This is a genomic window from Ideonella azotifigens (assembly GCF_006519715.1).
GTDB lineage: Bacteria > Pseudomonadota > Gammaproteobacteria > Burkholderiales > Burkholderiaceae_C > Ideonella > Ideonella azotifigens.
Genome location: NZ_VIDT01000735.1, coordinates 1 through 2,542, shown reverse-complemented (window position 1 = coordinate 2,542; position 2,542 = coordinate 1). Strand labels below are relative to the sequence as shown.

Below are 2,542 nucleotides of genomic sequence, written 5' to 3'. Positions count from 1 at the left end.
AAGGACGCGGCCGCGGGTGCGGTGGCGGGCGCAGTGACGGGTGCGGGTGCGGCATCCAGCTCGGCAATGTCCATCACGAAGCAGTAGCCACGGCCGGGCAGGCTGGCGATGTAGCGCAGGTTGCCGCTGCCCTCGCCCAGCGCCCTGCGCAGCGCCGACATGTGCACGCGCAGGCTGGAGGGTTCCACCACCGTGCTCGGCCACACGCGGGCGAACAGCTCGTCGTGGCTCACCACCTCGCCGGCCCGCTCCACCAAGGCAATCAACAGGTCCAGCGCGCGGCTGCCCAGCCGCACGGCCTGGCCGTCGTCCAGCAGCAGCTTGCGGGCGGGATCGAGCGAGAAACGGCCGAAGCGCAGCGGCCGTTCAAAGGGCTGCGGCTGCCGTGGCAGCGGCGGCGCCGAATCGCTCGCCAGGCCGGATCTCATGGCTCGCCCCGGGGTCAGAAGTCGTGGCGCACGGTGGCGAGCACGGTGCGCGGTGCGTTGTAGAACGCGGCGTCGACGTCGGCCGGCGGGATCCTCGTGCGCAGCAGCACGTAGCTGCGGTTGGTGAGGTTGCGCACGCGCAGCGAGAAGGTCCAGCCGCGCTCGGGCGTCAGCCAGCTCGCGCCGAGGTTGAAGTAGGTCTGCACCGGCACGGAGGTGAGCGCCGTGTTCTGCACGTCCGAATACTGCCGCGACAGGTGCTGGACCGAAGCCGAGAGGCCCAGCGACGAGCCGTCCGGCAGCGGCTGGATGTGCTCCAGGCTCGCGCCGAACGAAAACTGCGGCGCAAACGGCAGCTGGTTGCCGACGTAGTTGCTGGCGGCCGCGCCGGTGGGGTTCTCGAACTGGTCGAAGCGGGTGCGCAGCAGTTCGGCCGACAGCGCCACATCGGTGTGCGCGGCGAGCTTGAAGCCCAGGTCGATGTCGGCACCATAGGTCTTGGCCTTGCCGGCGTTGACCAGCACCGGCTCGGGGATGTGCACCCCGTCGATCACGGCGTTGCTCAGCGACGCGAGGTAGTCGCGGTAGTCGTTGTAGAACAGCGCGATGTCCAGCTTCACCTGCCCGCCGGCCAGGCGCGACTTGCTGCCCAGCTCCCAGCTGGTGACCTTCTCCGGGTCGGTGGCGAATTCGGCCGAGCGCTGGGACTGGGCCGCGCGGTTGAAGCCGCCGAACTTCTGGCCCATCGCGAAGCTCGCGTAGAGGAACAGGTCGCGGTCCTGCTGCCAGTCCAGGCCCAGCCGTGGCAGCAGGCCCTTGCTGGCAGTCGACAGGTGGGGCGCCTGGTAGACGTTCTGCGTGTGCTCGCCCTGTTCGTCGGCCAGCCAGTACTGGTTGGCGCCGGTCTGCCCGGTGCGGTAGGCGCGCAGGCCGGCAGTCATGCCGAGCCGCTCCGTCCAGCGGTAGTGCAGTTGGCCGTAGAGGCCGAAGTCTGTGGTCTCCAGGTGGGTGATCGCGTCGGAGTTCGACGAAGCCGGTGCGCCCGGCGGCGTCATGCTGACGAAGCGCTCGAAGTGGAAGTCATCCGACACCAGCATCGCGCCGGCGGTCCAGTCCAGGTCGCCCTGCCTGGCCTGCAGCTGCAGCTCCTGCGAGAAGACCTTCTGGTGCACCTTCTGCGCCAGCAGGTAGCGCTGGATCGCCAGGCCGCCGATGTCGGCCACGGTGGGATCGTCCTTGAAGGCGCGGTAGCCGGTGATCGCGTGGAACTGCAGGCCCTCGCCCAGCGCGTGGCTCAGCTTGAGTTCGAGGCCGCCGGCCAGGCGCTTGAACGGGCCGGAGGTGGTGGACGTGAAGTTGACCCGCGGCGCGGCGTTGGGGTCGTTGAGCGGGAAGTTGCCGGTGTTGGTGTCGGAATGGTCCAGCAGGCCGTCGACCGCCAGGATGGCGTCCCAGCCGGCCGGCTCCTGCCAGCGCAGCTTGGCGCGGAACTGGCTCGCGTCCAGCTTGTTGTCGTGTTCGTCCAGCGTGGCGTTGTAGCCGAAGCCTTGGTTGCGGCGGCGCGAAAGCGCCAGGCTGCCGGACAGCGGCCCGTCGCCGATGGGCCCGTTGAAGTAGGCGTGCGCCTGGTATTCGTCGTGGTTGCCCAGCGAGCCGGAGACCCAGGCCGCGCGCTCGGTGCCGGGGTCGATGGAGATGATGCGCACCGCGCCTGCGGTCAGGTTCTGGCCGTACAGCGTGCCCTGCGGCCCGCGCAGCACCTCGATGCGCGCGATGTCCGGCAGGTCCCACAGCGCGCTGGTATAGCCACGCACGATGGGCACGTCGTCGACATAAATGCCCACCGCCTGGCTCATCGCCGCCGACGACACGCCCACGCCGCGGATGCCGACCGCCTGCGGCTGGTTGCTGAAGCCATTGGGCACGGTCACGCCGGGCACCACGCCCACGAGGTCGCTCAGCTGGGCCGTGCCGCGGGTCTCGATCTGGTGCTGGTCCAGCACGCCGACCGACAGCGGCGTGCGGCCGAGCACGGTCTGCACGCGCTGCGAGGTCACGATCACCTCCTGCAGGATCATTCGAAGCTCGGCGGATTGGCCGGCGCCTTGTTGCGC

General features: G+C 69.7%; 2 protein-coding genes. Both read right to left on the bottom strand.

Annotated features, from left to right (window positions below; genetic code table 11):
- On the bottom strand, positions 1 to 428 hold a 428-nt coding region (locus FKP22_RS26975; protein WP_141291042.1), incomplete at its 3' end, for a winged helix-turn-helix domain-containing protein.
- Between the two features lie 14 nt (positions 429 to 442).
- Positions 443 to 2,542: TonB-dependent receptor (locus tag FKP22_RS26970; protein WP_211361608.1), on the bottom strand; the 2,100-nt coding region annotated here is incomplete at its 5' end.